A 21,087-nucleotide genomic window follows, 5' to 3' on the forward strand; every position below is an offset into this window, starting at 1 on the left:
CGGACGGGAGGCACGGTGCCAGCTGGCACCGTGCCTCCCGTCCGTCAGGTGGTGGAGCGGGGCTTACGCCTCGACCGCGACCTTCTCCGGGTCCTCGTTGGAACCCGGCGCGCTCGGCGCGACCGCCGCGCGCACGCGCGCGCCGAGGTCGGCGTCGACGTTCGTCCAGTACGCGAACACGCGCTCGCGCAGGTCGTCGCGCGTCACCTTCGAGACGTGCCCGGCGATGTTGCCGACCAGACGCTCGCGGGCGGCGTCGTCGAGGACCTCGCGGACGAGCGTGCCGGCCTGCCCGAAGTCGTCGTCCTCGGGGTGGAGGGTCGCGGCGGAGCGCTGCAGCGCGCCGTCGGACTCCCAACCGGGAGCCTCGTCGCTGGCGGCGGGGTCGGCGTGCGCACCACCGAGGGAGTTCGGCGCGTACACCGGCACCTCGGCCTTCTGGAAGTCGAAGCGCATGGCGCCGTCCTTCGAGTACGAGTGCACCTCGTTCTTCGGGGCGTTCACCGGCAGCTGCGCGTGGTTCGTGCCGACACGGTAGCGGTGCGCGTCCGCGTAGCTGAAGATGCGCGCGAGGAGCATCTTGTCGGGGCTGGCCGCGATGCCCGGGACGAAGTTCGAGGGCGCGAAGGTCGCCTGCTCGATCTCGGCGAAGTAGTTCTCCGGGTTGCGGTTGAGCTCCATCGTGCCGACCTCGATGAGCGGGTAGTCGCCCTTCGGCCACACCTTCGTCAGGTCGAACGGGTTGAAGCGGTAGCTCGCGGCGTCCTCGTACGGCATGACCTGCACCTTGAGGGTCCAGCGCGGGAAGTCCTCGCGCTCGATCGCCGCGTGCAGGTCGCGGATGTGGAAGTCCGCGTCCTCGCCGGCGATGCGGTCGGCGTCCTCCTGCGTCAGGGTCTTGTGGCCCTGCTCGGTGATGAAGTGGTACTTCACCCAGAAACGCTCGCCCGCGGCGTTGATCCACTGGTAGGTGTGCGAGCCGAAGCCGTCCATCTCGCGCCAGCTCGCCGGCAGGCCGCGGTCACCCATGAGCCACGTGACCTGGTGCGCGGACTCGGGCGACAGGGTCCAGAAGTCCCACTGCATGTCGTGGTCGCGCAGGTGCGAACCGGGCAGACGCTTCTGCGAACGGATGAAGTCCGGGAACTTGATGCCGTCGCGGATGAAGAAGACGGGGGTGTTGTTGCCGACGAGGTCGTAGTTGCCCTCTTCGGTGTAGAACTTCAGCGCGAAGCCGCGCGGGTCGCGCCAGGTGTCCGGGGAGCCCTGCTCGCCGGCGACCGACGAGAAGCGCGCGAGCATCTCGGTCTGCTTGCCCGGCTGCAGGAACGCGGCGCGGGTGTACTTGCTGATGTCCTGCGTGACGGTGAACGTCCCGAAGGCGCCACCGCCCTTGGCGTGGACGACGCGCTCCGGCACGCGCTCGCGGTTGAACTGGGCGAGCTTCTCGACCAGGTAGTGGTCGTGCAGCGCGAGGGGGCCGTCGGCCCCGACGCCCATCGAGTGCTCGTCGCTCGAGACGGGGGCGCCGGAGTTGGTCGTGGTGGTGGGGGCGCCGGACGGGGTGCCGGTCGTGTTCTGGTCGGACACGGTTCCTCCTTGGGTGGAACGGTTGGTTCGGTCAGGGGTGCTCGGGTTGCTCGTGGTCCCGGTTCGGTGCCGGGAGCGGGGACGACTGCGGATCGTCCCCGTGTCGGGGTGTCTGCGGTCGTCCCCGGGTCGGGGTGTCTGCGGTCAGGCCGGGACGGCCCCGGTGACGTCGCGCTCGGCGGCGGCGCACTGCTCGCAGATGCCCCAGTAGGTGACCTCGGCCGTGGTGACGGCGAAGCCGTGGGTCTCGGACGGCGTGAGGCAGGGGGCGTGGCCGACGGCGCAGTCGACGTCCTCGATCGCGCCGCACATCGTGCAGACGATGTGGTGGTGGTTGTCACCGGTCCGCCGCTCGTACCGCGCGGGGCTGCCCGCCGGCTCGATCCGCCGCACCAACCCGACGCCGGTGAGCGCCGCGAGGACGCCGTAGACCGCCTGGTGACTGGTGGTCGGCAACTCGGCGGTGAGCGCGGTGACGATGTCGTCGGCCGTCGCGTGCGGCATCGTCGCGGTCGCCCGGAGGACGGCGAGCCGTGGCGTCGTGACCCGCAGGCCGGAGGCGCGGAGCAGATCGGCGTCGACGTCCATGCTGGGCCTTTCTTTTGCAGGAATCAAGACAACACCGTCACTGTACACCAGGCGGCCCACCCGGCCAGCGCGACCGCACCGCCCAGACGCATTCCCGGAGCGGAATACGATGTGTCACGATCCGGTCGCGATCACCTGCAACACCCCTGGGAGTGCCCGATCCCGCGCTAGCGTCCCGCCATGTCCACGCAACAGGGCCTGCCGCAGCAGGCGAACCGTGCCGAGGACGTCCGGGGGATCATCGCGCAGCGGGACCTGGTCGTCGACCTCATCCGGACGGCATGCGTCGTCCTCGTCGTCTTCGTGCACGTCACGATGGTCGGGGTCGCCGTGGGGGCGGACGGCATCGCGGTGACGAGTCCGCTCCAGGAGCTCCCCTGGTACGTCGCCGCGACCTGGGTCGGCCAGGTGATGCCGCTGTTCTTCGTGGTCGGCGGGTTCGCCAGCGCCGTGGGGTGGCGCTCCACGGTCGCGCGGGGCGGCGGCGCGCGGGACTTCGTCGCGACCCGGCTCGTGCGGCTCTTCCGGCCCGCGATCCCCCTCTTCGCGGTGCTGGCGGTCGGCCTCGGCGTCGCCACCCTGCTCGGGACGCCGGCGGACCTGCTCGCCGAGGTGGCGTTCGGCATCGGCTCGCCGCTCTGGTTCCTCGCCGCGTACGGGATCACCCAGTGCTGCGTGCCGTTCATGATGCGCCTGCACGAGCGCGCTCCGTGGCGCACGCTCGTGGCACTGCTGGCCCTCGCCGCGGCCGTCGACGCCGTGCGCTTCGCCACCGGGACGGCCGAGGTGGGTCTGGTCAACCTCGGACCCGTGTGGCTCTTCGCGCAGCAGCTCGGGTTCCTCTGGGCCGACGGCTGGTTCGCCCGGCGCTCCCGCGTGCTGCTCGTCGCCGTCGCCGCGGCCGGGTACGGCGTGCTCGTGCCCCTGACGTCGATCGGGCTCTGGGCCCCGGACATGCTGCAGGACCTCAACCCGCCGATGCTGCCGCTCGCCGTGCTGGCGATCGCCCAGGCCTGCCTCGTCCAGGTCGTGCACGCACCGCTCGCACGACTCATGCGCACCCTGGCCGCACAGGCCACGGTGTTCCTGCTCGGCCGGGACGGGATGACGATCTACCTCTGGCACCTGCCGCTGTTCATCGCACTGAACGGCGTCGCCCTGCTCGTCGGCGTGCCGTTCCCGACGCCGGGCTCGCCGTCCTGGTGGGCGACCCGCGGCGTGGCCCTCGTCGTCCTGCTCGTGGTCGCGCTCGGCACAGCCCGCGCGCTCCGCCGCTTCGACCGGCCGCTCCCCCGGCTGGTCCCGGGCACCGATCGCCCGGCCTGGCCGGTGCTCGCCGTCGCGGCGCTCTGCACGATCGGTCCGGCCTTCGTGGTGATGCAGCTGCACCTGTCGTTGGCGGTGGCACTGCTCGGCACCCTCGCCGTCCCGGTCGGGGTCCACCTGTTGACCCGGACCGTGCCCGCTCGGAGCGCCGTCCGGATCTGAACCGGTTCTCACCGGCGGGGGACGGTCCGGGGCGCCGGGCGGGCGGAGGATTGTCGTCGGCAGCACGACCCGCAGGAGGCACCCCACGCCGTCGACACCCGAGTTCTGGAGCACGTGGCACCTCGATCCGCTCGCGGCCGTCCTCATCGCCGTAGCCGCGGTCACCTACGGCTGGTGGATGGTGGGTGCCGCCCGTCGGGGCACCCGGTGGCCGTGGTGGCGGACGCTCGCCTTCGTCGGCGCGCTGGTCCTGTTCGGGATCCTGCAGTTCGGCATCGTGGGCATCCACGACCGGGACCTCCGGTGGGCGTTCGTGCTGCGGCTGGCCCTGCTCTTCTTCGCGGTCCCCACCTTCGCCGCGTTCGCCGCGCCCGTCTCGTTGCTCCGCTCGGGAGGCCCGGCTCGCCTCGCGCGCGCCGCCTCGGCAGCGCTCGCATCGCGTCCGGCGCGGTTCCTCGGCAACGCCATCGTGTCGCCCCTGGTCGCCCTCGCGCTGTTCTGCGTGCTGCTCACCCCGTTCTCGGCGACCATCCGCGAGTCCCCGGTGTGGGCGACCGCCATCACGGTGTTCGTGCCGGTGCTCGGGTTCGCACTGCTGACCCCGCTGTCCGAGCCGGGGATCCTGCGCTCGTCGACCTTCGTCACGGTGGAGTTCCTGCTCGCCTTCGTCGAGCTGATGGCGGACGCGATCCCGGGCATCGTGCTCCGGATCACGAACCACGTGCTCGACGGCTCGGTCACGCAGGCGGTCGGACAGCCCTGGTTCCCGTCGCCCCTGCGCGACCAGCACCTCGCCGGGGACCTGCTGTGGTTCATCGCCGAGGTCGCGGACGTCCCCGTGCTCATCTCGCTGTTCATCCGGTGGCAGCGCTCCGACCGCCGTGAGGCCCGCTCCGTCGACGCGCTCACCGACGAGGAGATGGCCGAGCTCACCCGGGCGCACCTGCAGCGCCGCGGGTGACCGGGGCTCGACCGCGGACCGCCGGCCGCCGACGTCGACCGCGCACCGCCGGCCGCCGACGTCGAACGACAAGGTCGATGTCGTACGACGTCGAACTTGTCGCTTGCGGGCGGTCGCAACGATTGCGTTCGCGCACGAGCGACAACACCGCTGTCGTACGACATCGACGATGTCGCACCCGCACCCGCACCTGCCACCGCACCGCCGCACCGCCCCGCACGCGCACGCGCACAGGAGCCCCGCGCCGCACGGTGCGACGCGGGGCTCCGGCAGGACCCGGACTAGGCGTCCGCGTGCCGCCCGTGGTGGTCGGTCGCGGCGAGCTCGGCCTCGGCGGTCTCCGGAGCAGGGGCGGCGGCGTGCACACCGTGGCGCTGCTCGGCACCCGCCTCGTCACCCGCGGTCGAGGATCCGGTCGAGGTCGAAGTGGACGACGCCGGCGACCCGTCGGACACCGCACCGCTCCGCTGCCACGCCACCGTCTGCTTCGGCTTCGCGAGGAACAGCGCGGCGACGATCGCGACCACGAGGACCACGGCCGGCAGGACGAGCGACTGCCCCATGGCGGTCGCGAACGGCTGCTGCAGGAAGCCCGGGAGCGTCCCGACCTGCTGCTCGGCCCCACCGGACGACCCACCCGCACCGGACGGGAAGTTCGCGGTGATGCGCGCCTCGATCAGGGCCGCGATGCCGGCCGAGCCGAGGACCGCACCGATCTGCCGCGTCGTGTTGTAGACACCGGAGCCGGCACCGGCGAGCTTCGGCGGGAGGTTCCGCGTCGCCGAGACCGAGAGCGGTCCCCACATGCAGGCGTTCGCGAGCCCGAGGAGCGTCGACGGCAGGAGCACCCAGCCCCAGTCGGCGCCGGAGGCCAGGAGCGAGCCGAACCAGAACAGCGCACCCGAGAAGCACGCGAGACCGAACGCCGCGACCCAGCGGAGGCTCCACCGGTTGAGGTTCTTGCCGACGAGCGGCGCGAGGCCGGCCGAGAGCACGGCCTGCGGCACGAGGAGCAGCGCCGCCTCGGTCGGGCTGAAGGCGAGCACGTCCTGCGCCCAGAGCATGATCGGCAGGGCGAACGACGAGATCGCGACGCCGACGGCGGTGATGGCGATGTTCGCGAGCGTGAAGTTGCGGTCCTTGAAGAGACCGAGCGGCAGGAGCGGCTCGCCCTTCTGCACGCCCTGCCAGACCACGAAGGCGACCAGGACGACGATGCCGGCGATGATGAGCGACCAGACCGAGATGGGCCCGGTGATGGTGCCCCAGTCGTACGTCTCGCCTTCCTGGATGCCGAACACGAGCAGGAACATGCCGACGGCGCTCAGCACGATGCCGAGGGTGTCGAAGCGGTGTCCGTGCCGGTCGAACGTGGGGACGAACCGCTGCGCGAGCACGAACGCGACCACGCCGACGGGGACGTTGACGAAGAAGATCCACTCCCAGCCGAAGCCGTCGACGAGCAGGCCGCCGACGATCGGGCCGACGAGCGAGGCGACACCGGCGACGGCACCCCAGAGGCCCATCGCGGCGCCGCGGTTCTGCGGCGGGAAGATGCGGGTGATCACTGCCATCGTCTGCGGCGTCATCATCGCCGCGCCGAGCCCCTGCACGACGCGCGCCACGATGAGCAGCTCGATCGACCCGGCGAGACCGCACCAGAGGCTCGCGAGCGTGAAGACCACGAGGCCCGTCTGGTACATGACCTTCGGGCCGAAGCGGTCACCGAGCCGGCCGGTGATGAGCAGCGGCACGGCGTAGGCGAGCAGGTAGGCGCTCGTCACCCAGATGACGGAGTTGATGCTCGCGTCGAGCTTCGCGGCGATGGTCGGCGTCGCGACGGACACGATCGTCGAGTCGACGAGGATCATGAAGAAGCCGACGACGAGGGCCCAGAGGGCCGGCCACGGCTTCTTCTCGGTGGTGGTCGAGACGGAGGTCATCGAGTGGGTTCCTTGCTGTTCGTGGTGGTGTCTTCGTCGGTGGGGACGGCCGGGCCGTCCCAGGGGATGTCACCGCTCGCGATCCGGTCGGCCGCGGCGTCGAGCCACTCGATCTGCGCGGTGAGCATGGCACGTACGTACGACACGTCGAGCCAGAAGCGGCTCGCGAGACGCTTGGCCTGGAGGCCCGTGGCGGCTTCGTCGTACTGCTCGCGTTCCGCGCGGAGCGCCCCGGCACGGGCCCGCAGGGCGGTCGCCGCGTCGGGTGCGCTCAGGTTGTCGACGTGCGAGAGGGCGAGCTGGAACTCGGGGTACTCGTCGGCGGGCTCGGCGATCATCCGGCGGAGGCCGTCCTCGAGCGCGGCACGCCCGTGGTCGGTGATCGCGTAGGTGGTGCGTTCGGGTCGGTTGCCCGCACGCGCGGTGCCGAGCGCCTCGGCGTACCCGAGGTCCACCAGACGACCGATCTGGTGGTAGAGCGTGCCGGGTCGGACCTTGACGTTCTGGTCCTCGCGGCGCTGCAGCATCGTCTGGAACATCTCGTAGGGGTGCATGGGCGCCTCGGCGAGGAGCCCGAGCGCGGCGAACGCGAGGGGCGTGAGCGACGCCATCCGTGCCTCCTGGGTTGGTCCGTACCGATTATTCCAAATGGAATGTACGCCTTCGACGACTTCTCCACAAGCGGTCGGGCGCGGCGCGCCCGCCGCTTAGACTGTTCTCGTCCCACCCATCCCCGAAGTGCTGGAGTGAACACGTGCCAACGATCGTCGTCGAGGTCATGCCCAAGGCCGAGATCCTCGACCCCCAGGGCAAGGCGGTGGGCAACGCGCTCGCCCGTCTCGGCAAGGCCGACCTGACCAACGTCCGCATCGGCAAGCGCTTCGAGGTGGCCGTCGACGGCCCGGTCGACGACCAGAAGCTCGCCGAGGTCCGCGCGATCGCCGCCGACGTCTTCTCCAACGCCGTCATCGAAGACGTCGTGTCGGTCACGGTCGAGGACGCGTGACCTCGATGCGGATCGGCGTCATCACGTTCCCGGGCTCGCTCGACGACCGCGACGCCCAGCGCGCCGTCCGTCTCGCGGGCGCGGACCCCGTCGCCCTCTGGCACGGCGACCACGACCTGCAGGGTGTCGACGCGATCGTGCTCCCCGGCGGGTTCTCCTACGGCGACTACCTGCGCGCCGGCGCCATCGCGGCCAAGGCCCCGATCATGGCCGAGGTCATCCACGCCGCCGGCAAGGGCATGCCCGTGCTCGGCATCTGCAACGGCTTCCAGATGCTCGCCGAGGCGCGGCTCGTGCCCGGTGCGCACACCCGCAACGCCCACCAGCAGTTCATCCGGCGCGACCAGAAGCTCCGCGTCGAGACGACCGCGACGGCGTGGACGAGCGGCTTCACCGCGCAGCAGGAGATCACCATCCCGCTGAAGAACGCCGACGGCCGCTTCGTCGCGGACGCCGACGAGATCAAGCGCATCGAGGACAACGGCCAGGTCGTGTTCCGCTACGTCGGCGTGAACCCGAACGGGTCGATCGACGACATCGCCGGCGTCTCGAACGAGCGTGGCAACGTCGTCGGTCTGATGCCGCACCCCGAGCACGCGACGGAGCCCGGGTTCGGCCCGGACACCCCCGCGGCGATGGCCTCCGGGACGGACGGCCTCACCTTCTTCACCTCCGTGATCGAGTCGACGCTCGTCAAGTGACGACGACTCCGACGACCACGACTCCAGTGACAGGGAACGACAACACCGTGACGACCTCCGTTCGCCCGAAGCCCGACACCGTCCAGGACGCCGCAGCCACCCCCGACAAGGAGCAGCCGTACGAGGCGCTCGGGCTGAAGGCGGACGAGTACGCGAAGATCCGCGAGATCCTCGGCCGCCGCCCCACCTCGGGCGAGCTGGCGATGTACTCCGTGATGTGGTCCGAGCACTGCTCGTACAAGTCCTCGAAGAACTACCTGCGTCAGTTCGGCAAGAAGGTCACGCCGGAGATGACGAAGAACCTCATGGTCGGCATGGGCGAGAACGCCGGTGTCATCGACGTCGGCAACGGCTGGGCGGTCACCTTCAAGGTCGAGTCGCACAACCACCCGTCCTACGTCGAGCCGTACCAGGGCGCCGCGACCGGTGTCGGCGGCATCGTCCGCGACATCATCTCGATGGGTGCCCGTCCGGTCGCCGTGATGGACCAGCTCCGCTTCGGTGCGATCGACCACGAGGACACGCAGCGCGTCGTGCACGGCGTCGTCGGCGGCATCTCGTTCTACGGCAACTGCCTCGGCCTTCCGAACATCGGCGGCGAGACCTACTTCGACCCGGTGTACCAGGGCAACCCGCTGGTGAACGCCCTCGCGGTCGGGGTCCTCCGCCACGAGGACCTGCACCTCGCGAACGCCTCGGGCGCCGGCAACAAGGTCGTGCTCTTCGGTGCCCGCACCGGTGGCGACGGCATCGGCGGCGCGTCGATCCTCGCGTCCGACACCTTCACCGAGGGCGGCCCGACCAAGCGCCCCGCGGTCCAGGTCGGCGACCCCTTCGCCGAGAAGGTCCTCATCGAGTGCTGCCTCGAGCTCTTCCAGCAGGAGCTCGTCGAGGGCATCCAGGACCTCGGTGCGGCCGGCATCTCGTGCGCGACGAGCGAGCTCGCGTCCAACGGCGACGGCGGCATGCACATCTCGCTCGACGACGTCCTGCTGCGCGACCCCACGCTCACCGCCGAGGAGATCCTCATGTCGGAGAGCCAGGAGCGCATGATGGCGGTCGTCCGCCCCGAGAAGCTCGACGAGTTCCTGCGCGTCGTCGGCAAGTGGGAGGTCGAGACCAGCGTCCTCGGCGAGGTCACCGGCACCGGCCGCCTCGTCATCGACTGGCAGGGCCAGGAGATCGTGAACGTCGACCCGCGCACGGTCGCCGTCGACGGCCCGGTCTACGACCGCCCGGTCGCGTACCCGACCTGGATCGACGCGCTGCAGGCCGACTCGGCCGCGTCCCTCGACCGCCCGGCAGACGGCCCCGCGCTCAAGGCACAGTTCCTGCAACTGCTCGGTTCGCCGAACCTCGCGTCGAAGAACTGGGTGACGAACCAGTACGACACCTACGTGCTCGGCAACACGGCGCTCTCCTTCCCCGACGACGGCGGAATGATCCGCGTCGACGAGGAGACCGGGCTCGGCGTCACGATCGCCACCGACGCGAACGGTCGCTACTGCCAGCTCGACCCGAAGCAGGGCGCCCGCCTGGCCCTGGCCGAGGCGTACCGGAACGTCGCCGTCACCGGTGCCGTCCCCGCCGCCGTGACCGACTGCCTGAACTTCGGCTCCCCCGAGAACCCCGAGGTCATGTGGCAGTTCTCCGAGGCCGTCGAGGGCCTCGCAGACGGCTGCATGGAGCTCGGCATCCCGGTCACGGGCGGCAACGTGTCGTTCTACAACCAGACCGGCACCACGCCGATCCACCCGACCCCGGTCGTCGGTGTCCTCGGCGTGATCGAGGACGTCGCGCTGCGCGTGCCCTCCGGCTGGCAGGACGACGGCCACAACATCTACCTGCTCGGCACCACGAGCCTCGAGCTCGACGGCTCGGCGTGGGCCGGCACCGTGCACGGCCACCTCGGTGGTCGTCCGCCGGCGGTCGACCTCGCGCAGGAGAAGGCCCTCGCCGACCTCCTGCACGCCGCCGCGAACGAGCAGCTGCTGACGAGTGCCCACGACCTGGCGGACGGCGGCCTCGGCCAGTCGCTCGCCGAGTCGGTGCTCCGCTTCGGCCTCGGCGCTCGTGTGGTGCTCGACGAGGTCGAGGAGCGCGACGGCGTCGACACGGCGACCGCCCTGTTCTCCGAGTCGACCGGTCGCGTCATCGTGACGGTCCGGCGCGAGGACGACGTCCGGTTCCAGGGCCTCTGCGACGGCCGGGGCTTCCCGGTGCTCCGCATCGGCGTCACCGACGCCACGAGCGGGTCGCTCGAGGTCCAGGGCGCGTTCGAGGCGACGCTCGACGAGCTGCGCGGGACGCACGGTGCGACGCTGCCGAGCCGGTTCGGCGACGTCATCGTCGAGGACGTGACCGAGGGCTACGTCGGTCGGGGTCCGCTCGACGACCACGGCTCGTTCTCGCCGCGGACCGACTCCTGAACGGGTCGGACCGGAGCGCCACGACGACGGGTGCCGCCTGATGCCCGTCGTCACCCTGCCGTTCCGTGAACTCGTCGATCGCTTCGGCCCCGTGCCGGAGGGCATCGAGCTCGACGTGTGGGACGTCGAGGCACCGTACGGGCGCCCCGACGACGTCGCCATCGCGTTCCTGCCGTTCTACTTCGGCGGACGCCACCGGTGGCAGTACGTGCACGACCTGCCGAACCTGCGGCTCCTGCAGCTGCCGAGCGCCGGGTACGAGCACGCGATCCCGCACGTCCCCGGGCACGCACAGCTCGCGAACGGCCGCGGGATCCACGACGACGAGACCGCCGAACTCGCGGTGGGCCTCGCCCTGACGTCGCTGCGCGAGCTCGGGGCGTTCCAGGCCGACCGTGCGAACGGCGTCTGGGACGCCCGGACCACCCGGTCCCTGGCGGACCGGCGCGTCACCGTGGTCGGCTACGGCGCCATCGGGTCCGCCATCGCGACCCGCTTCGACGCGTTCCGCACCGAGGTCACGGTGGTCGCGCGCACGGCACGCGAGCAGGACGGTCGGCAGGTGCACGCGTTCGACGAGCTCCCGTCGCTCGCTGCGACGACCGACGTCCTCGTGCTCATCGCCCCGCTGACGGACGAGACCGAACGGCTGGTGGACGCCGACCTGCTCGCCGCGCTGCCCGACGGCGCCCTCGTGGTGAACGTCGCCCGCGGCAGGGTCGTCGACACCGATGCCCTCGTCGCCGAGCTGCGGTCCGGACGTCTGTCGGCAGCGCTCGACGTCACCGATCCCGAACCCCTGCCCGACGGGCACCCGCTCTGGACGACGCCCAACACGGTCCTGACGCCGCACGTCGGCGGCAACACGGACCTCAGCGTGCCGCGCTCGATCGAGCTGATGCGGCGGCAGGTGGCCGCGCTGGCCGAGGGCCGCCCGTTCGAGAACGTCATCGACGCCTGACACACCGGCCGGTACCGGCCCGTGGCGAGCCGAACCGTGGCGAGCCGGCCCGGCCGGTACCGGCCCGTGGCGAGCCGGCCCGGCCGGTGCCGGCTCGTGGCGAGCCGGCCCAGCACGGTCGTCAGACCGGCACGATGCAGGTCGGCGTGCCGACCGCGATCTGTGCGACGGCCTCCCCCGGGACGCCGTCCGCACCGAGCGGCAGGACCGCGATCGCGTCGGACATCTGGTTCGCCACGAGGAGGAACCCGGGCACCCGCGCGAAGTGCCGGGGCCACACCCCGCCCGAGGACGCCGAGCCGACGACGGTCAGCCCGCCGTCGGACGCGTCGAGCACGACGACCAGGTCACGCCCGCGCACCGCGACGTACACGCGCCCGGCGTCGTCGACCTCGATGTGGCTGAGGAGCGACTCACCGACCTCTCCGGTGAAGGTCGCCGCAGAGGCCACCGACACGAACGACCCCGACCCGTCGCGACGCAGGCGGTGGACCCGGCCGTCGAGTTCGCCGGCGACGAGGAGGTCGCCGTCGTACCAGGCGAGATGCCGTGGCCCGACGCCGGGGGTGACGTGGTGGACGCGGACCTGCTCGATGCTCGGTACATCGGTGACCCGGAACTCGTGCAGCGCGTCGCCGCCGAGGTCCGCCACGAGGACGGTGCCGTCGGGCGTCGCGACCGACTGGTGGGCGTGCGGACCCTCCTGCCGGTCCTCGACCGGGCCGGTGGTGTCCGGCAGGATCGCGGAGACGAGGGCGGAGGCCGGCGCCGTCACCCGGTCGTCGCTGCCGTGCGGCACGACGACGTCGTCGCCGGCGTGGGTACCGAGCACGCCGTCGCTGCCGAGCACCGACGCCGCGTGCGACTCGGCCGCCGCGAGTGCGACCGCCGTGACCGTCCCCGAGACGTAGTTCGTGACGACGAGCGTGCCGGACGGGTCGACCCGGACGTGGCACGGGGCGTCCCCGCCGGCCGGCGCGTCCCAGAGGTGCTCGAGCGAGGTGCCGTCCCGGCGGAAGGCCGAGACACCGCCGTCGGCCGTCTCGGACACGGCGTAGACCCGGTCTCCGGAGACGGCGAGGAACGAGGGGTCGTCGATCACCGCGACGGTCCGAACGGTCGGAGCGTCGCCGTCAGCGCCCCCGACCGGCCCGGCCGACACGACCGAGATGCCCGTCGCGTTCCCGCCGCCCGTGGCCGTGTACGAGCCGACGAGCAGGGTCGGGAGCGTGGCGCTCACTCGTCGCCGCCGGCGATCTGTTCGTGGTGGTGGATGACCTCGGCCACGATGAAGTTCAGGAACTTCTCCGCGAAGGCCGGGTCGAGGTGCGATTCGGCGGCGAGGGAGCGCAGCCGTGACACCTGGATCTGCTCGCGCCCGGGGTCGGCCGCCGGCATGCCCGCGGCGGCCTTGAGGTACCCCACGCGCTGGGTGTACTTGAACCGCTCGGCGAGCATGTGGATCACCGCGGCGTCGATGTTGTCGATGCTCTGGCGGATGCTGGCCAGTTCGGCGACGGCCGCCGGGTCGTACTGGGGCGTGGTGACGTCGTCGCTCATGTCACGAGCCTAACGGCCACGGCCGCGCGGAACGGCCCGGTTACGTGGGCGTCCGACGACCGCAACCTGAGGAAGACCTGAGCACGGCTTCGGAACTGCGAGAATGGAGTCCATGTCGGTCCTGCTCGTGATCTCGAGCGTGTTTGCGGTCCTCGCGGGCCTCGTGCACGTGTACATCTTCTTCCTCGAGTCCGTCGCCTGGACGAGTCCCCGGGTGCGCCGGATCTTCGGGCTGTCGTCGGAGACCGAGGTCCAGGCGACGCGCGCGATGGCGTTCAACCAGGGCTTCTACAACCTGTTCCTCGCGATCGGCGCGATCCTCGGTGTCGTGCTCGCGGTCACCGGCAACGGTGCCACGGGGTGGACGCTCGTGGTGTTCTCGACGGCGTCGATGCTCGGTGCCGCGGTGGTCCTGCTCGGGACGGGCCGCAAGTACCTCAACTCCGCGTTCTCGCAGGGGTCCTTCCCGCTGATCGCCCTGCTCTTCGCCTTCCTCGGCTCGACGTTCGGCGCCTGAGGCGGCAGCGTCCGGGCGGCCGGACGCCGACGCCGACTCGCGACGCGACCACACGACGACGGGAGGCGCGGTGCCAGCTGGCACCGTCCCTCCCGTCACGGCCGTCGTGCCGCTGGCGCGTCACGCCGGAACCGGCGGGTGGGGCCCTCCTCCCGTCTGCAGCGTCGGCGTCAGCCGAGCTTCGCCTGGAACTCGTCCGGCAGCTTCTGCAGCGCCCATTCGATCGCCGCGGTGGTGCCCATCGAGAACGCCGAGGACACGTCGGGGTCGTCGAAGACGATCGCGTGCCCGGCCTCGACCGACGGCACCTTCTGGAACAGCGGGTCGCTCTCGGCCTTCGACGCATCGACGTAGATCGGCAGGATGAGTGTCAGGTCGGCGTTCAGCAGGTCGAGGTTCTCGTCCGACAGGTGCACCGAGAACGCCGTGCCGGCCTGCTCGTCGATCGCCTTCGGGATCGTGAAGCCGAGGTTCCGCATGAACGTCGAGCGGCTGTCGGTCGAGGCGTAGGCCCCGAAGCCCTCGGACGTGTAGGCGCCGACGACCGCCGACTTGCCCTCGAAGTCCGGGTGCGCCTTGCGGGCGGCGGCGTAGGCGTCGTCGAGACCGGCGAGGAGCTTCTTGCCCTCGGTCTCCTTGCCGAGCGCCTTCGCGATCATCGTGGTCTGCTGCTCGGTCGACGCAAGGTAGTTCTCGCCGCCCTTCGGGATCGCCACGGTCGGCGCGATCGCGGAGAGCTTCGCGTACCGGTCCTTGTCGCCCGAGGACTTCACGTCGAGGATCACGTCCGGCTTGAGCTTGAGGATGTCCTCGTAGCTCGGCTCGAGCGTCTGGATGATCTTCGGCGACTTCGTGTACGCACCCTTGAGCCACGGTCCGACGCCGTCGCCACCGAACGCGAGCCAGTCGCTCGCGCCGACGGGCTGCACGCCGAGTTCGAGTGCGGTCTCGGCGTCGCCCCAGCCGAGGGCGACGACACGCTTCGGCTGCGAGTCGATCGTCGTGGTGCCGAGCGCGGTGGTGATGGAGACCGGGAACTGGCCGTCCGCCGTCGTCGACGACGATGCGTCGTCGGACGAGGAGCCGGAACCGGAGGCGCAGCCGGCGAGGACGAGGGAGGCGGCGACGACGGCGCCCGCGGCAGCGAGCACGCGGCGGAGTCGGGCGGAGGAACGGATCACGTAGGTAAGGCTACCCTAAGACTTCTGCCGGTGGACCCTGGATAGGCTGACAGCGTGCACCTCTCCGAACCGCGTCGCGTCCGCCTCGCGGTGCTCGGCTCCCCCATCGCCCACTCCCTCTCCCCCACGCTGCACGCGGCGGCCTACGACGTGCTCGGGGTGCCGTTCACGTACGGGAGGCACGAGGTCGCGTCCGGTGGGCTGGACGCGTTCGTCGCGGGGCTGGGTCCCGACTGGCGCGGCCTGAGCCTGACCATGCCGCTCAAGCGCGAGGTCCTGCCGATGCTCGACCGGACGACGCCGCTCGTGGACGAGCTCGGGGTCGCCAACACGATCGCGTTCCGGACCGTCGGCGACACCGTCCTGCGGGAAGGCGCGAACACGGACGTCGAGGGCATCGTGCGCCCGGTCGAGGCGCTCGGACACCGACCCGGCGATGCGACGGTGCTCGGGGGCGGCGCGACGGCGGCCAGCGCCCTCACCGCTGCCGTCCGGCTCGGATCGTCGCACGTGCGGGTGTTCCTGCGGGACACCGCGAAGGCCGGACACCTCGTCGAGCTGGCCGTGCGGCTCGGGGTCCCGCTCGAGGTGCTCCCATTGACCGAGCTGCCGGGGACCCGCCACGGCTTCGTCGTCTCGACACTGCCGGGCGGTGCGGCGGACGGGCTCGACCTCGTGCCGTCGGGGCCCGACGCGGTGCTGTTCGACGTGGCCTACGAGCCGTGGCCGACCGTCGTCGCCTCACGGTGGGCGGATGCCGGCGGGCGCGTGCTGAACGGGCTCGACATGCTCGCCGAGCAGGCGCTCGGGCAGATCCGGTTCTTCCTGAGCGGTGACCAGGACGAGCTCCTGCCCGCCGAGGCCGACGTGCGGCGGGCGATGCGCGCCTCCGTGGGCCTGCCGGAGACCATCGGGGCCTGAGCGGCCGCCCGACCGTCAGCGACGGGACCGTGCCTCGGCGTCGAGCAGCGCGACCGACACGTCCCAGAGTCGCTCGGCGGCGGCTGGGTCGAGCGCCCACGGCAGCACGCCGTGCAGGCCGTCGGTGATGCGGTCGACGACCGTCGCCTCGTGGCAGTCCTCGAAGTACCGGCCGGTGACGCCGTCGAGCTCGGGCGCCGTCGCGAGCAGCACCGACGTCGCCGCACCCTGCTCCGGGGTCTTCACGACGTCCGCGGCCGAGGCCTTCGTCGCCGCGAGGACCTCGGGGTCCCAGTGCTTCTGCAGGCCGGTCCAGATCCCGCCGGGCATGCACGCGTTCGCGGTGATCCCGTCGTCGGCCCACCGGCGCCCGGCCTCGACCGCGAAGAGGACGTTCGCCGTCTTGGACTGGGCGTAGGCGAGACCGGGCACGTACGGGCGTCGCCGGAAGAACAGGTCGTCGAACACCACCGGCGAGCTGCCGTGACCGCTCGACGACAGCGCGACGATCCGCGCCCGGGGTGCGGCGGCGAGCGCGCCGTGCAGTCCGAGCGCCAGGGCGAGGTGCCCGAGGTGGTTCGTGGCGAACTGCGACTCCCACCCCGCCGACGTGTACGACTCCGGGCTGTCCATGACGCCGGCGTTGGCCACCAGGACGTCGAGCGGCCCGGACCACGCGGCCGTGAAGGCCTCGACGGACGCCGGATCGTCGAGGTGCAGCTCCGCCACGACGGGGGCGGCGCGTCCGGTGGTGTGCGCGATGTCCTGGGCGACCCGGTGCCCCGCCGCCACGTCCCGGACCGCCAGGGTGACGGCTGCACCCGCGCCGGCGAGCGCCCGGGCCGTCTCCACGCCGATGCCGGACGCCGCGCCGGTCACGACGGCCGTCCGCCCGCCGAGGTCGAGATCCGCCACGACCTCGGCGGCGGTGGTGCGGGCGCCGAAGGCGGCGAGGTCACGGTCCGGCACGGTGTGCTCCTGTCTGGGGACGCGCGCTCAGGCCACCGTGCCGTCCACGTAGGACCACCGGCCGTGCTCGCGCACGAAGTCGCTCGTCTCCTCGAGTGTGCCCCGCTCGTCGTCGGTCCGCCACCAGGCACGGAAGGCGACCGTGCCGCTGGCGTCGAACGGCCCGCCGGCCCGCGTCGACAGGATGTCCAACCGTGTCCAGCGCTGCGCCGGGTCGAGCTCGAGGGTCGCCGGACGGGTGCTCGGGTGCCACGTCTCCAGCAGGTACGCGGGCAGGCCGAGGGCGAACGCGCTGAACCGGGACCGCATGAGCCGCTCGGCCGTCGGAGCCGCGGCGCCGGCGTGCAGCGGTCCGCAGCACTCGCCGTACGGGTTGCCGCTCAGGCAGGGGCAGCGCGTCGCGTCGGTGACCACGGCAGGGACGCTAGTCGACGACGGACAGCGAGACGGTGATGTTGCCGCGGGTGGCGTTCGAGTACGGGCAGATCTCGTGCGCGCGCTCGGCGAGGCGCTGCCGCTGCTCCGGTGCCGCGGCCGGCGCGTAGACGTCGAGCTCCACCGCGAGCCCGAAGGCGCCGTTGCCGGTGCCGCCGATGCCGACCTCGGCCGAGACCTCCGCGCCGGTGGTGTCGACGCCGAGCTCCTTGCCGGCGGCGTGCAGCGCACCGAGGAAGCACGCGGCGTACCCGGCGGCGAACAGCTGCTCGGGGTTCGTGCCCTCGCCGCTGCCGCCCATCTCCTGCGGCGGACGCGTGTCGAGGTCGAGGCGGTCGTCCTCGCTTCGCACGTGGCCGTCCCGGCCGCCTCCGGTGGCGTGGGCGGCGGCGGTGTAGACGATGTCGAGACTCATGACACGAGCGCACCGTGCGTTCCTGGACGATCCCTGGAGCGGCGCGGAACGGCGGGCGGTCGCTGCCCGCGGGTGCCAGCGCGTCGGGCGTGTCCGGGCCCTGCCGCTGTCAGCTTCGTGGAGTAGACGGAACCTCGTGTTCAGACTCGGGTGGCAGGTGTACCGCCGGCGTCTGCCCGATCCCGTCGACCGACGGGTGCACCGTCGTGTCGTACGGGTCGGGATCGTCGTCGCGCTCGTCGCGCTGGTGGGGCTCCTGGTGCTCGCGGCGGTCGTCGAGCGGTCGAGTGGTGACGTCCCGGTGGCCGCTGGGATCGTCGTCGCGGTGTCGGGCGCGGCGGGCATCGGCTGCGTGGGCGCCGCCCTCACGCCGATCGGCCCGCGAGGGTGGACGATCCCGCCCGTACCCGGCATCGGGTGGCGCACGCAGGAGGCGGTCGCCCGGTACTACCGGCACAGTCCGCCCCCGGTCGCGCCGGAGCATCGAGACGCGGTGCTGCAAGGCATGCCCGAGACCCGCGACCTGCTCGTCCGCTCGACGTACCGCTCACTGTTCCTCACGGGTGGGTGGATCGGCATCGTCCTCGGCACCCTGGTGTTGGACGTCGCATCCCCCGGGGACAGCGCCCGCGTGATCCTGTTCCCGGGCGTCTGGCTCGTCTCCATCATGGTCACGACCGGCACCGGCATCATCGGCATACGGACGCTCGGGCGCCAGGAGCAGCTCAGTGTCGAGGCCGAGGCGCTGCCGCTGGTCCCGCCGGCACCGCGCCGCGGGCGTCCTGACGGTCCGAACGGCAGCAAGCTGGCCCTGCCCGGCGAGTGAACGCGTGTCGGTGGCGCCGGGCACACTGGGCGCATGTGTGGAAGGTTCGTCGTCTCCGACACCACGGCCGATCTGCTGCCGGAACTCATCGGTGCGCTCGCCGATCGGACCGAGCACGTCGACGAGGACACCGGCGTGGTCGGCACCGGGTTGGTGCCGAGCTGGAACGTCGCGCCGACCGACCCGGTCTTCGCGGTCCGGCAGCGGCACGGGCAGCGCGAGCTCCCGCAGATCAGCTGGGGGTTCGTGCCGAGCTGGGCGAAGGACTTCCAGAAGCAGCGCCCGAAGCCGATCAACGCCCGCATCGAGACGGTCGCGACGAGCGGCATGTTCAAGCGGGCGTTCGCGACGAACCGGTGCATCGTCCCCGCACAGGGCTACTACGAGTGGGTCGTGCGTGAGGACGGCAAGGAACCGCACTTCGTGCACGAACCCGGCGGTGCCCTCGCGATGGCCGGGGTCGTGAGCGCGTGGCCCGACCCGACGAAGCCCGACGGGGACCCGGACAAGTGGCGGCTGTCGCTGGCGATCATCACGCGGGACGCCCACGTCGCCCCGGGTGAGGTGCACGACCGGATGCCGGCATTCCTCACCCCGGACGGCTACGACGCCTGGCTGGACACCGACCAGGGCGGTCTCGAGCAGGACGACCTGCTCGCCCTGCTCGACCACGAGTCGCTGACGGTCGCGGCGGGACTCGAACAGTACGAGGTCTCCCGCGCGGTGAACAGCGTCCGGAACGACGGCCCGCAGCTCATCGACCCGGTCGCGTAGTCACCGCGGTCAGCAGCTGTCGGACCGCGGTGTCGTCATCCCGAGCGTGACGTCGGACAGGTCCTGCGTCTGCAGCGTCCCGAGCGGCCCACGCGTCACGACCCGGAGTCCGGTCAGGTGCCCGCCGTGCGCCATGCTCACCGCCTGCATCTCGGCGACGACCCGGACGTCGTGGTGCGGTGCGATCACCGCGCCGTCCGCCCCGAGCACCCGGGCTCCCTCGATCACGTCCGCGGTGTTGCCGTAGATCGCACCCGTCCCGGAACCGCGGACCTTCTCCGCGAGGACGATGTGCACCGAGCGGATCCTGGCGTCCCACGTCGCGCTGACTCCCCGGAGCGTGACCGGACGGTCCATCGGGTTCCGGATCACGAACCCTGCGCTCATCCGGGTCTCGTCACGTCCGATCTCGTCGTCGGACCAGCCGCCGCACGAGCCGCTCGCACCGAGCGCGCGCAGCCGGTCCGGGGACGACGTGACGACCACGAGGCCGGCGAGCAGGACGAGTGCGGCGACGACGCACAGCGCGAGCACCGCGCGCGCCGACAGGCCGGTCCGCTCGCGGACGGTGGTGTGGTCGGTCGACGTCATGGTCCCCCCGGTCCGGACCGCCCATCGGTCCCTGTGGAGAGCATGACAGACAGGAGGCGCGGATCACGTCAGCCGGTGGGCTGACGCGATCCGCGCCTCCTGTCAGGGTCGTCAGATGCTGTCGTGCCGCACGTCCGGCAGGAGGACGTGGAGCCGCTCGGCGAGCCGCTGCTGCGCTTCCTCGAGCGACCGGAAGTCGCCGACGTACTGTCCGAAGGTGTCGGACACGAAGTAGTGGGCACCCTGCCGGTCGACCGTTCCGCCGTAGTAGCCGCCGTAGTTGGCCGCCCAGAGGCCGGTGTCCGGGCGAGTCCAGAGGATCCGCGGGTGGACGGGCTGGTCGACCGCGGTGTCGACCACGATCTCGGCGTGGTCGTCCATGCCCGTGATCGCGACCATCGTGGCGGTGTCGACGGTCACCTCGAGGTGCTGGTGGTGGTCGACGGGCGTGCTCATGGTCGTGCTCCTTCGTGGTGCGTGCTGCTGTGGTGCGGCGTGCCGTGGTGCAGGTGCTGGTGGTGCTGTCTGGAACTGGTGGTGCGGGTGGTCCGGAGACCGGTGCTGGTCGTGCCCGCGGTCCCGAGCGTCGCGCTAGTCGACCGGGCGGATCACGGACGGCAGCATCACGTGCAGCTGGTCCGCGAGCTTCGCCTGGGCCTGCTCGAGCGATGCGAAGTCGCCCACGACGAGTCCGAAGGTGTCCGAGGCGACGTAACGGTCGTCGCGCTTGTCCACCGAGCCGCCGAAGTACCCGCCGTAGTTGGCGACCCACTCTCCGTCGTCCTCCTGCGTCCAGGTGAGCTTGGCGCGGGCCGGGCGGGCGTGCGTCTCTGCCTGGGCCTCGAGGATCGCGATCGTGTCGACCGTCTCGGTGTCGAGCGTGACCTCGGCTCGGGTGTCGGTGCTGACGGTGGTGCTCATGTCGCTCTCCTTCGCGATCCGGGGTACATCTCCTGACACGAGAACGCTACGAGAACGACCCCTCCACCCGCCAGCGATGCCCGTCGATTCACGGGTTCCGCCAATGCACCCCTTCGGAGAAGCCCGGGTTTCCGGGGGGATGCGTCGCACATCCGGGGTACAGGGGACCGATCGGGGTACTCGTTCTCCGGCCATTCCGCCGGCGGGGCCGCGGGCGCCGGGGCCGCGGGCTCTGCCGCGGGTGCGGGCGCGGGTGCGCGAACGGGCGTTCGATGTTTCGCGCCCAGCGACAGCTCACGGGCGCGCGACC

General features: G+C 71.7%; 23 protein-coding genes. 10 read left to right on the forward strand and 13 right to left on the reverse strand.

Features of this window, described 5'->3' with window-relative positions:
* Positions 1-63 precede the first annotated feature (63 nt).
* Positions 64-1,590 carry a catalase gene (locus ACIQUC_RS07655; RefSeq protein WP_402265120.1) on the reverse strand — a complete coding sequence of 509 codons (1,527 nt, stop codon included), beginning with the start codon at positions 1,588-1,590 and terminating at the stop codon, positions 64-66.
* 144 nt (positions 1,591-1,734) lie between these two features.
* A complete protein-coding gene (locus ACIQUC_RS07660; RefSeq protein ID WP_402265122.1) occupies positions 1,735-2,178 on the reverse strand; it encodes a Fur family transcriptional regulator in 444 nt (147 codons plus the stop codon).
* Between the two features lie 180 nt (positions 2,179-2,358).
* Here ACIQUC_RS07660 and ACIQUC_RS07665 point away from each other — a divergent pair, with 180 nt between their 5' ends.
* Both ACIQUC_RS07665 and ACIQUC_RS07670 read left to right on the forward strand, forming a co-directional pair.
* Complete coding sequence (locus ACIQUC_RS07665) at positions 2,359-3,666, forward strand: acyltransferase (protein ID WP_402265124.1); 1,308 nt, start codon at positions 2,359-2,361, stop codon at positions 3,664-3,666.
* A 145-nt stretch (positions 3,667-3,811) separates the two neighbouring features.
* On the forward strand, positions 3,812-4,627 hold the full coding sequence (locus ACIQUC_RS07670) for a cytochrome c oxidase assembly protein (RefSeq protein ID WP_402265706.1): 816 nt from the start codon (positions 3,812-3,814) through the stop codon (positions 4,625-4,627).
* A gap of 281 nt (positions 4,628-4,908) precedes the next feature.
* On the opposite strand, the gene ACIQUC_RS07675 is transcribed toward ACIQUC_RS07670, so the two are convergent.
* Together ACIQUC_RS07675 and ACIQUC_RS07680 are read right to left on the reverse strand one after the other, a co-directional pair.
* On the reverse strand, positions 4,909-6,570 hold the full coding sequence (locus ACIQUC_RS07675; protein WP_022907994.1) for a DHA2 family efflux MFS transporter permease subunit: 1,662 nt from the start codon (positions 6,568-6,570) through the stop codon (positions 4,909-4,911).
* Positions 6,567-7,181 carry a PadR family transcriptional regulator gene (locus ACIQUC_RS07680; protein WP_402265127.1) on the reverse strand — a complete coding sequence of 205 codons (615 nt, stop codon included), beginning with the start codon at positions 7,179-7,181 and terminating at the stop codon, positions 6,567-6,569. The genes ACIQUC_RS07675 and ACIQUC_RS07680 overlap by 4 nt, the downstream gene beginning before the upstream one ends.
* A gap of 143 nt (positions 7,182-7,324) precedes the next feature.
* Here ACIQUC_RS07680 and ACIQUC_RS07685 point away from each other — a divergent pair, with 143 nt between their 5' ends.
* From ACIQUC_RS07685 to ACIQUC_RS07700, 4 genes are read left to right on the forward strand one after another with little or no spacing between them, the layout of a single operon-like run.
* A complete protein-coding gene (locus ACIQUC_RS07685; RefSeq protein WP_402265130.1) occupies positions 7,325-7,576 on the forward strand; it encodes a phosphoribosylformylglycinamidine synthase subunit PurS in 252 nt (83 codons plus the stop codon).
* Between the two features lie 5 nt (positions 7,577-7,581).
* A complete protein-coding gene (gene purQ / locus ACIQUC_RS07690) occupies positions 7,582-8,277 on the forward strand; it encodes a phosphoribosylformylglycinamidine synthase subunit PurQ (protein WP_402265709.1) in 696 nt (231 codons plus the stop codon).
* 47 nt (positions 8,278-8,324) lie between these two features.
* A complete protein-coding gene (gene purL / locus ACIQUC_RS07695) occupies positions 8,325-10,706 on the forward strand; it encodes a phosphoribosylformylglycinamidine synthase subunit PurL (protein ID WP_402265133.1) in 2,382 nt (793 codons plus the stop codon).
* A 40-nt stretch (positions 10,707-10,746) separates the two neighbouring features.
* Positions 10,747-11,667 carry a 2-hydroxyacid dehydrogenase gene (locus ACIQUC_RS07700; RefSeq protein ID WP_402265136.1) on the forward strand — a complete coding sequence of 307 codons (921 nt, stop codon included), beginning with the start codon at positions 10,747-10,749 and terminating at the stop codon, positions 11,665-11,667.
* Positions 11,668-11,788: 121 nt separating this feature from the next.
* Here ACIQUC_RS07700 and ACIQUC_RS07705 read toward each other — a convergent pair whose 3' ends face one another.
* Complete coding sequence (locus ACIQUC_RS07705) at positions 11,789-12,907, reverse strand: lactonase family protein (protein ID WP_402265139.1); 1,119 nt, start codon at positions 12,905-12,907, stop codon at positions 11,789-11,791.
* On the reverse strand, positions 12,904-13,227 hold the full coding sequence (locus ACIQUC_RS07710; protein WP_022908001.1) for a chorismate mutase: 324 nt from the start codon (positions 13,225-13,227) through the stop codon (positions 12,904-12,906). Before ACIQUC_RS07710 ends, ACIQUC_RS07705 begins: the two co-directional genes overlap by 4 nt.
* Positions 13,228-13,339: 112 nt before the next feature.
* Between ACIQUC_RS07710 and ACIQUC_RS07715 the strand changes: the two genes are divergently transcribed.
* Entirely contained in the window at positions 13,340-13,744 is a 405-nt protein-coding gene (locus ACIQUC_RS07715) for a DUF1304 domain-containing protein (protein ID WP_187290535.1), read from the forward strand.
* Positions 13,745-13,914: 170 nt separating this feature from the next.
* Here the strand turns inward: ACIQUC_RS07715 and ACIQUC_RS07720 are convergent, their stop codons facing one another.
* The gene (locus tag ACIQUC_RS07720) at positions 13,915-14,925 is read right to left on the reverse strand and encodes an iron-siderophore ABC transporter substrate-binding protein (RefSeq protein ID WP_402265142.1); all 1,011 of its coding nucleotides are present in this window, start codon (positions 14,923-14,925) and stop codon (positions 13,915-13,917) included.
* A gap of 54 nt (positions 14,926-14,979) precedes the next feature.
* Between ACIQUC_RS07720 and ACIQUC_RS07725 the strand changes: the two genes are divergently transcribed.
* Positions 14,980-15,846 (forward strand): shikimate dehydrogenase family protein, encoded by an 867-nt coding sequence (locus ACIQUC_RS07725; RefSeq protein ID WP_402265144.1) that lies wholly within the window; start codon positions 14,980-14,982, stop codon positions 15,844-15,846.
* Between the two features lie 15 nt (positions 15,847-15,861).
* Here the strand turns inward: ACIQUC_RS07725 and ACIQUC_RS07730 are convergent, their stop codons facing one another.
* From ACIQUC_RS07730 to ACIQUC_RS07740, 3 genes are read right to left on the reverse strand one after another with little or no spacing between them, the layout of a single operon-like run.
* Entirely contained in the window at positions 15,862-16,815 is a 954-nt protein-coding gene (locus ACIQUC_RS07730) for an SDR family NAD(P)-dependent oxidoreductase (RefSeq protein WP_402265146.1), read from the reverse strand.
* A gap of 27 nt (positions 16,816-16,842) precedes the next feature.
* Complete coding sequence (locus ACIQUC_RS07735; RefSeq protein ID WP_402265149.1) at positions 16,843-17,229, reverse strand: YchJ family protein; 387 nt, start codon at positions 17,227-17,229, stop codon at positions 16,843-16,845.
* 10 nt (positions 17,230-17,239) lie between these two features.
* A complete protein-coding gene (locus tag ACIQUC_RS07740; protein ID WP_402265152.1) occupies positions 17,240-17,665 on the reverse strand; it encodes an organic hydroperoxide resistance protein in 426 nt (141 codons plus the stop codon).
* 136 nt (positions 17,666-17,801) lie between these two features.
* Here ACIQUC_RS07740 and ACIQUC_RS07745 point away from each other — a divergent pair, with 136 nt between their 5' ends.
* Positions 17,802-18,491 carry a hypothetical protein gene (locus ACIQUC_RS07745; protein WP_402265155.1) on the forward strand — a complete coding sequence of 230 codons (690 nt, stop codon included), beginning with the start codon at positions 17,802-17,804 and terminating at the stop codon, positions 18,489-18,491.
* Between the two features lie 33 nt (positions 18,492-18,524).
* The gene (locus ACIQUC_RS07750; RefSeq protein WP_402265157.1) at positions 18,525-19,265 is read left to right on the forward strand and encodes an SOS response-associated peptidase; all 741 of its coding nucleotides are present in this window, start codon (positions 18,525-18,527) and stop codon (positions 19,263-19,265) included.
* A gap of 9 nt (positions 19,266-19,274) precedes the next feature.
* Here the strand turns inward: ACIQUC_RS07750 and ACIQUC_RS07755 are convergent, their stop codons facing one another.
* The 3 genes from ACIQUC_RS07755 to ACIQUC_RS07765 all read right to left on the reverse strand — a co-directional run bounded on the left by ACIQUC_RS07755 (position 19,275) and on the right by ACIQUC_RS07765 (position 20,777).
* The gene (locus ACIQUC_RS07755; protein WP_402265160.1) at positions 19,275-19,856 is read right to left on the reverse strand and encodes a hypothetical protein; all 582 of its coding nucleotides are present in this window, start codon (positions 19,854-19,856) and stop codon (positions 19,275-19,277) included.
* Between the two features lie 111 nt (positions 19,857-19,967).
* Entirely contained in the window at positions 19,968-20,312 is a 345-nt protein-coding gene (locus ACIQUC_RS07760) for a hypothetical protein (RefSeq protein WP_022905218.1), read from the reverse strand.
* Between the two features lie 135 nt (positions 20,313-20,447).
* Positions 20,448-20,777, reverse strand: coding sequence for a hypothetical protein (locus ACIQUC_RS07765; RefSeq protein ID WP_022905219.1), 330 nt, complete (start codon positions 20,775-20,777; stop codon positions 20,448-20,450).
* Between the last annotated feature and the right edge of the window lie 310 nt (positions 20,778-21,087).

This window comes from Curtobacterium sp. NPDC098951, from assembly GCF_044759965.1.
Classification (GTDB): Bacteria; Actinomycetota; Actinomycetes; order Actinomycetales; family Microbacteriaceae; genus Curtobacterium.

Coding starts and splice junctions, on each gene's coding strand:
- ACIQUC_RS07765 (WP_022905219.1), bottom strand. CDS start 20,777: ATGAGCACCACCGTCAGCACCGACACCCGAGCCGAGGTCACGCTCGAC.
- ACIQUC_RS07760 (WP_022905218.1), bottom strand. CDS start 20,312: ATGAGCACGCCCGTCGACCACCACCAGCACCTCGAGGTGACCGTCGAC.
- ACIQUC_RS07700 (WP_402265136.1), top strand. CDS start 10,747: ATGCCCGTCGTCACCCTGCCGTTCCGTGAACTCGTCGATCGCTTCGGC.
- ACIQUC_RS07665 (WP_402265124.1), top strand. CDS start 2,359: ATGTCCACGCAACAGGGCCTGCCGCAGCAGGCGAACCGTGCCGAGGAC.
- ACIQUC_RS07755 (WP_402265160.1), bottom strand. CDS start 19,856: ATGACGTCGACCGACCACACCACCGTCCGCGAGCGGACCGGCCTGTCG.
- ACIQUC_RS07710 (WP_022908001.1), bottom strand. CDS start 13,227: ATGAGCGACGACGTCACCACGCCCCAGTACGACCCGGCGGCCGTCGCC.
- ACIQUC_RS07660 (WP_402265122.1), bottom strand. CDS start 2,178: ATGGACGTCGACGCCGATCTGCTCCGCGCCTCCGGCCTGCGGGTCACG.
- ACIQUC_RS07715 (WP_187290535.1), top strand. CDS start 13,340: ATGTCGGTCCTGCTCGTGATCTCGAGCGTGTTTGCGGTCCTCGCGGGC.
- ACIQUC_RS07680 (WP_402265127.1), bottom strand. CDS start 7,181: ATGGCGTCGCTCACGCCCCTCGCGTTCGCCGCGCTCGGGCTCCTCGCC.
- purQ (WP_402265709.1), top strand. CDS start 7,582: ATGCGGATCGGCGTCATCACGTTCCCGGGCTCGCTCGACGACCGCGAC.
- ACIQUC_RS07750 (WP_402265157.1), top strand. CDS start 18,525: ATGTGTGGAAGGTTCGTCGTCTCCGACACCACGGCCGATCTGCTGCCG.
- ACIQUC_RS07675 (WP_022907994.1), bottom strand. CDS start 6,570: ATGACCTCCGTCTCGACCACCACCGAGAAGAAGCCGTGGCCGGCCCTC.
- ACIQUC_RS07740 (WP_402265152.1), bottom strand. CDS start 17,665: ATGAGTCTCGACATCGTCTACACCGCCGCCGCCCACGCCACCGGAGGC.